This is a genomic window from Ilumatobacter sp. (assembly GCF_041688325.1).
Lineage (GTDB): Bacteria > Actinomycetota > Acidimicrobiia > Acidimicrobiales > Ilumatobacteraceae > Ilumatobacter_A.
The window spans coordinates 1-6,952 of the sequence record NZ_JBDNIJ010000324.1 but is presented as its reverse complement, the minus strand read 5'-3'; the positions used below and the strand labels follow the sequence as shown (position 1 = coordinate 6,952).

Here is a 6,952-nt window from a genome sequence, read left to right as displayed (position 1 = left end):
GCTCTCCGCTGTGCCATGTGAATCTCCTCTGTCGCCCGTTGCTACTGGCACGATAGTGGCACGCCGGGATGTCCCCGTCAACACAAAAGCCCCCGGCAGCGCTGCTACCAGGGGCTTTAATGGTGGAGACGATGGGAATCGAACCCACGACCCCCTGCTTGCAAAGCAGGTGCTCTGCCAACTGAGCTACGTCCCCAGAGGCAGGTGGAAGGATATCGGGGCTCTGGCCCGGTCCACCGCGTGACTTTCGGCGAAGGCGTGAGGTAGAGGTGCAACTGGAATCCAAGGCGCACCTACCTCACACCTTTGGCAGGATTTGGCAGCAACACACAGCGCGTCCCGATTTTGCCTCGGGACGCTCCACCTCAAGGTCCGGAGCTGGATCGACGAGATGGCGAACACTCCCTCCGGCTGATCAATCGCCAGTAATCTCGTGAAGATTCTGCGCACTGGGGTGCGCAGACAAATCACGAAAAGCGTCAGTCGTCTTTCAGGGCAACGGCGTTGGGAGTGACGTTCATCTTCGGCTCATACTCGGCAAGGTCAACGTGGCGGGCGTCGGCGCGGATAGTGGCACGCAGGTGGATACGGCACGTGTCGCACGGGCCGAAGTACTCCTCATCGACCGAGGTGGAGCAACGCGGACACTCGAAGATCACGACAGCACCTCCGACCAGCCTGCACCCAAATGAATCCATCGACCTGCTGCAAACATCACCCCAGCGACGTTACAACGCGTACGATCCACTGCGATGCCTCGTTCTCGTCCACCGATGTACGACGACGGCGGCGGCCTGCCAGATGTCGCACGTGGCGAACAACGACACGACCCGAGCCGCGGGCGCGACTCCGTTGAGGGTCACGACAACAGACGCCGTGGCGTTCCAAACTTTCTGATCCGCCGCGCAATCGTCGTTGGTCTCGTCGTCGTGCTCATCGCCGTCGCGTCAATCGTTGCCGGCAACCTGCTCGGAAGCGCCGACGGTGGCTCCGGCTCGGCTTTTGGTGACAGCGACTGGAACACCATCGTGTCGATCGACAAGAACATTGGCGCCGTGGTCCTCACCGACGCCGACGGTGAAGAGACCGGCCGGTTTCGGCTTGGCATCCAATCGCTCACCGACAGTTCTGTCATTGGGTCGACTGTGATTGCTGCATCGACCGACAGCATTGCTGTGGCTGACCTCTCTGCACCCGATGGCATCGCCACCATCGACATCGAGTCGGCTGGCGAGCTCGTCCGCCCGTCGGGGACCGTTGCCACCGTCATCGCCCCCGACATCGCGTCGGAGCGAGTCGTGCTCGTGCACGGTCCGACTCGTGAAGTGATCGACACCGCGGATCTCGACACCGTTCCCGGGGCTAGATACGACATCGACCTGGCCCGCAGCGATCCCACTGGGCGCAACGTCTTGGTGACCGACTCGGGCAACTTCCAGAGCGTCCTCTTCTCATTCGACCGTGATGCTCCGAGCTTCTTCCCGGGCTTGGCGCTGGCGGTCAACGACTCGATCGTGGTGACAGCTCAGAACGTCGGCACCAACGCAAACATCAACGTCTTCGACCACGACGGCGAGGCCGGTGTCTCCACCCAAACTGCGTCAGTCCGAGCCGGAATGATCTCCGGTGGCAATGTCATTCTCATCGGCGTCGAAGGCGAGGTCCTCTCACTGTCGATCGCCAGCGGCGAAGTCACCACGCTCGACTCCCTCAGCGTCGGCACTGTGCAGTCCGGCAACGTGGCGCCTCGCGGTGATCGGCTGATCGTGCGTGGCGACCAAGGCACAGCGATCGTCGACGGCGATGGCCTCGTGATCGCCGACCTTCCTGGCGCCCAGCCGACCACGACCGGCATCGACAAACTCGCGCCGCGTCGCAGCACGTGCGTCATTCTCGCTCGCGCTGCGACCAACGAAATCATGGTCGTCGATCTCGACGATGGCGCCATCAGAATCGAAGCCCTTGCTCAGCCGGAGGTGCTTGCCGATGTCAGCGGGTGCCTGCCCGTCGTGCCGACATCAGCGGGCTACCTGTCCCTCACCCCCGACGCCGTGCAACCCGTCACGCTCGTGGGCGATGTGCTCGCGATCTCACCCGATGGCGGCACGCTCGTCGTCGAGAACAACAACCGCTTGCTACTCACCGAACGGGCCGTGCCCGACAGCGATCCAGCCGATCCTGTCGACATCGGTCGGGCCGGCCGCAGTGTTGCCTTCGCCGATCTGTGATGTTTCTCCTTCATGACTGACGAGTTCATCGAGATCGATCGCGGCGACACCGTCTGGCGATTCGAGCGGGAGTTCCTCGAGTCCAACTGGACCTGCCTGTTCGGCAAGGGGTGCAAAGGCATCCTCACCGAACCGTCCGAAGAACTGAACCAGGGCTGCTGCTCGCTCGGCGCCCACTTCGGTGACGGCCCCGCAGGCCAAGCCGAGTCGAAGGAGGTCCTGGCATACGCATCGATGCTGACCCCGGAGAACTTCCAACACTTCGACCAGGCTCATGAAACCGACACACCGGGCCTGCTCGCCATCTACGGCAACGACGACCGCACCCACACGCGGGTCATTGACGACGCTTGCATCTTCCTCAACCGACCTGGCTTCGCAGGTGGGGAGGGCTGTGCGCTCCACATCGCGGCCGTCGAGTTCGACGAGTCACCGACCGAATGGAAGCCATCGGTCTGCTGGCAACTGCCGCTGCGTGTCGACTGGCAAGAAGTCAACGCCGACACTGAGACTGCAACGGTTCGCCGCTGGAGCCGTGCCGACTGGAGTCAGCACGGCGAAACGATGGCGTGGTGCTGCACCGAGCGATCCGAAGGCGGCGAGGCGTACTCCGGTAACGAGCAAGTGATCGACTCGCTCCGCGACGAGCTCACCGCGCTGGCAGGTGCCGAGGTCTACGTCGAGCTCCGCCGCCGCTTATAAGCGAAATCGGTCCCTCCGCTCGAGCCGATCAGATGATGTTGATGGCGTCGAGCACGGCGGCGACCCGCTCGTTGCCGACGTCGCCGGTGCTGGTTCCTCGCCAGTCAGTCCGCTTGGTCCCCCACGACACGAAGTCGTGTGCGGTCGTTCGGATCACCGGTGCATCATCGTCACCGTGATTCTTCACCGTCCAACCGTCCGGGCCGGGTGCGATACAGAACGTGTTGGCGGCAGGACCGTCGAAGACCAGGTTGACAGCTTGATTCGGCGCAGCATCGAGCTCGTCGGCGCACATCTGAGGCAGGCCAGCAAGCATCCATTCCAGCGTGGCACTCAACGCTGCCGCGTCGCGCGGGAGTTGCGCGGCGCGATCAATGGCTGCACCGATGTCGTGGCGCAAGTGGCAGTAGTGGTCGAACACGATTGCATTGCCCAGGATGTGGAGCGGATGTTCGCCCAAGTCGGAAAGCGGAACAACGGTGTCGGCCATTGGTGCTTCCTGCAGCGCAGCCAGTGCAGCGACACCCTTCTCCGACCACTCGTCGTAGGCAGCAATCACTTCGGCAGGCGTCCAGCCTTTGCGCTGTTGAACGGGAACCTCGGCAGACACTTCGGCCTTTCCCGAATCGCCCCCATCGACGGTGTCGGGCGCAGCGATCGTCTGGAACGTAGCAGCCATGTGCTGCGCCACGTCTTGAACACGCCAGCCATCGCAGCCCGAATCTGCCTCCCATTCGGCGGGGGTCAGTGATGCAAAAATCTCCTTGGCGCGCGCCACCTCGACCTCGAGTGCTTCGATAGCTGCATGTGTCATCGCGCAAGTCTCGCGTAATTGCACCCGGTGCTCGCGCTCAGAGCTGCAGGTGTTCGGGCGCATCCAGGTGATGATGACGGCCGGACTACGGTCGTGCTCGATGCCATTCAACGTACGGCGAGGAGCCTGGGGGCTGGCACTTGCAATGCTCGTCGGGGGCTGTGCTGCGAACGATGCCGACGTGCCCGCTTCGGAACCGACCAATTCGACAGCTACGCCGGTACTTGATACTCAGTCTGCCGTGGCAGCCGCCATCGACGTCCGCGCCGATGGATGCGGGCCGCGCATCGGCTTCGGAACCGGCACCGTCATCGATGGGGGTGACATCGTGACTGCTGCACACGTCGTGGCCGGGTCGACGTCGGTGGAGGTCATCGATCGCGACGGCGCACGAGCTGCCGCCGAGGTCGTGCTGTTCGACCCCGCCCTCGACCTCGCCATTCTGCGACCCGCGTCCGCGCTCGGAACGCCACTGACGATTCGTCCCATGCAGGCTCGTCGGAACGAAGTAGGCGTTCTCGTTCGGATTCGGGAACGCGATGGCGTCATGGAGGTCGAGCAAATCGATGTTCGCGTCGTCCGTGAGGCAAACATTTCGACGACCGACATCTACATCGAACGCGAGGTCGTCCGGGACGGCTTCGAGATCGAGAGCTCGGTCGACACCGGAGACTCCGGAGCAATGGTCGTCCTCCCCGGCGGCGGTGCTGGCATCGTCTGGGCACGCAGCAATCGTGTCGACGGGCGGGCCTGGGCGATCGACCTGCCCAGCGGAGTCATCGACGGCACCGCACTCACTGCGGAGATCGCGCCGGTGGACGTCGGCCAGTGCATCTCCCGTTGAGCGGGGATCTACTTCGGCCCACCGATTTCAGATCACAGGACGCCGAGCACGCGGTCGGTATAGGTGTTGCGGAATGTCCCAGTCGGGTCGAGCTCGGCGCGCCACTTTTGAAACGTGTCCCACTCGGGGTAGCGATCGCGCAGCGTGTGTGACGACTGGTAGTGCATCTTGCCCCAGTGCGGGCGGCCGGCGTAGTCGTTCATAATTTGCTCGACGCCTTGGAAGTAGGCCTCGTACGGCATGCCCTTGTACTGGTGGACCGCAATCCAGCCCGACGCCCGGCCATTGGCCGTCGACAGCGGAATGTCATCGGCAGCCGAGGCCCGGACTTCGATCGGGAAGATCGGCTTGACCGGCAACGTCTTAATCAACGCGTCGATGCGACCGAGTGCATCCGGCACGGCGTCAAACGGCACGCCGTACTCCATCTCGAGGAACCGCACCTTGCGCGGGCTGCAGAAGACCTTGTCGCTCCGGTCGAGCGTTTCGCGTCCGCTGGCCGACGACGTGATCGCCTTCGCGACCTTGGGTGCGAGCGAGGGAAAGCTTCGAGCAACGCGACAGACCGTGCCGAACGCCAAATTCTCCGCAATCCACTTATCTTTGATGTAACCAATCTTCGACTGCGGGGCGGCGGGGCGATCAGTAATCGTGTTGCGCTTCACCATGCATCTGCGAGCGCCTGGCATCCAGAAGAACTCGGCGTGGTCAGTCGAGTGCATCACGCCTTCGAAATCGGCGACGACATCGGTGAGCGTCTCAATCGTCTCGATCGCATGCAAGTTGAAAGCTGGCACGCAGCGAATGGTGACCTCGGTGAGAATGCCGAGCGAACCGACACCGACGCGTGCGACGCGAAGTAGTTCCGGGTCGTTGACCTCGTCGGCGCGGCGGATCGTGCCGTCACCCGTGACCAACTCTATGCCGACAATCCGAGTGGCAATGTTGCCGTGGCCAGCGCCAGTGCCGTGCGTGGCAGTCGACGTCGCACCAGCAATCGACTGGTAGGCAATGTCGCCCAGGTTCGGGAGTGCCAGGCCGCGCTTCGCCAACTCGTCGTTGAGATCAAACAACCGAATACCAGCCTGCACCGTGACGTCATCGCCGTTGGTCGAGATGATCTTTTTCATCTTGTCGAGCGACAGGAGATGGCCGTGCGTCATTGCGGTGTCGGTGAACGAGTGCCCGCCAGCAATCACCTTGACCTGCTCGCCGGCAGCGTGGGCGGCGGCAACAATGCTGGACACCTCGGCGGCGCTCGTCGGCTCGTGTAGGCCCTGCGGATGGCACTGTTGATTGCCGGCCCAGTTTTTTGTCGGAACACTCATACGCCGATTGTAGGGCGCATGCCCAAAATAAGCCAGACGCAGGCACGTCGCCATCCCGCCCGTCCGAAATCGAGACCAACTCACTGCACCGGAGGGGAGTAGCGATCCCAATTTTGGCGACTCATCCCACTTCGCCCAAAATGGAGACTGTTACGACGCGTTGGCGCGTCGCTGCGATCTCAGTTTTGGAGGATTGAGGTCAATGCAGCGATGGCCCGCTTGAGCTCGTCGACAGTGGTGGTGCAATGGACCGACAGGCGGAGCATGTTGGGCAGGTTCCGTCGTTCGACGTCGTAGCGCGATGAACCAGCGGACGTCGTCGAGGCGTTGATCGAGCGGCTACTCAACGCTGCCTTGAGGTCGGTCGACGCGATGTTCGAGGAAGCCGTTGTCACAATGCCACAGCGCTGCAGACCCTCGTCGTAGACGGTCAATCCAAGATCGGTGAGCATCGTTCGCAGCTGACTGGCGCGCTCAGCCACGGTCACCTCGATTCGATCGAGCCCCAGGTCGAGGGCAACATCGACCGCTGCGCCCAACCCGAGCCACCCAGCGTGGCTGAACTCCCAGTACTCGAATCGCCGCGCACCACGAACGAACGTGTAGTCGTCGGTGCTCGACCAGTCGGAACCGTGATGGTCGGGCTGCGACGGTGTCACGCGGTCGAGGATCGATGTTCGGGCGTAGAGGAATCCGGTGCCGCGCGGACCTCGGAGATACTTGCGGCCGGTGGCCGACAGGAAGTCGCAACCAATCTCATCGACGTCGATATCGAGTTGCCCAACGCTCTGGCAAGCGTCGATAAGGAACGGCACATCGGCCGCTCGGGTGAGTCGGCCGATGGCAGCAGCCGGGTTCACAAGCCCGCCGTTGGTCGGCACATGCGTCAGTGACACCAGCGCGACGTCATCAGCATGCTGGAGCCGCTCGGCCATCGCGTCCACCGACACCTGGCCGTGCTCATCACTGGGCACACGATCGATGATGACACCGCGAGTCTTTGCGGCGTGGATGAAGGCGATCGCGTTCGCGCCGT

At 63.0% G+C, this 6,952-nt stretch carries 7 protein-coding genes and 1 tRNA gene; 3 read left to right on the top strand and 5 right to left on the bottom strand.

The annotated features are described in order from the left end of the window. Positions 1 to 120 precede the first annotated feature (120 nt). Together ACH2EI_RS17010 and ACH2EI_RS17005 are read right to left on the bottom strand one after the other, a co-directional pair. Positions 121 to 196, bottom strand: a tRNA-Ala gene (locus tag ACH2EI_RS17010). Between the two features lie 283 nt (positions 197 to 479). Next, positions 480 to 659 (bottom strand): hypothetical protein, encoded by a 180-nt coding sequence (locus ACH2EI_RS17005; protein WP_395156201.1) that lies wholly within the window; start codon positions 657 to 659, stop codon positions 480 to 482. Positions 660 to 752: 93 nt separating this feature from the next. Here ACH2EI_RS17005 and ACH2EI_RS17000 point away from each other — a divergent pair, with 93 nt between their 5' ends. After that, positions 753 to 2,228 (top strand): hypothetical protein, encoded by a 1,476-nt coding sequence (locus tag ACH2EI_RS17000; protein WP_395160902.1) that lies wholly within the window; start codon positions 753 to 755, stop codon positions 2,226 to 2,228. Positions 2,229 to 2,240: 12 nt separating this feature from the next. Beyond that, positions 2,241 to 2,930, top strand: coding sequence for a hypothetical protein (locus ACH2EI_RS16995; RefSeq protein WP_395156205.1), 690 nt, complete (start codon positions 2,241 to 2,243; stop codon positions 2,928 to 2,930). Positions 2,931 to 2,958: 28 nt separating this feature from the next. Here the strand turns inward: ACH2EI_RS16995 and ACH2EI_RS16990 are convergent, their stop codons facing one another. After that, on the bottom strand, positions 2,959 to 3,744 hold the full coding sequence (locus ACH2EI_RS16990) for a maleylpyruvate isomerase family mycothiol-dependent enzyme (RefSeq protein WP_395156207.1): 786 nt from the start codon (positions 3,742 to 3,744) through the stop codon (positions 2,959 to 2,961). Between the two features lie 100 nt (positions 3,745 to 3,844). On the opposite strand from ACH2EI_RS16990, the gene ACH2EI_RS16985 reads away from it, so the two are divergent. Beyond that, positions 3,845 to 4,588: a trypsin-like peptidase domain-containing protein gene (locus ACH2EI_RS16985; protein ID WP_395156209.1), complete on the top strand. Its 744-nt coding sequence runs from the start codon at positions 3,845 to 3,847 to the stop codon at positions 4,586 to 4,588. Positions 4,589 to 4,620: 32 nt separating this feature from the next. Here the strand turns inward: ACH2EI_RS16985 and ACH2EI_RS16980 are convergent, their stop codons facing one another. Together ACH2EI_RS16980 and ACH2EI_RS16975 are read right to left on the bottom strand one after the other, a co-directional pair. After that, complete coding sequence (locus ACH2EI_RS16980) at positions 4,621 to 5,916, bottom strand: D-arabinono-1,4-lactone oxidase (RefSeq protein WP_395156211.1); 1,296 nt, start codon at positions 5,914 to 5,916, stop codon at positions 4,621 to 4,623. A 179-nt stretch (positions 5,917 to 6,095) separates the two neighbouring features. Then, on the bottom strand, positions 6,096 to 6,952 hold an 857-nt coding region (locus ACH2EI_RS16975), incomplete at its 5' end, for an aminotransferase class V-fold PLP-dependent enzyme (RefSeq protein ID WP_395160900.1).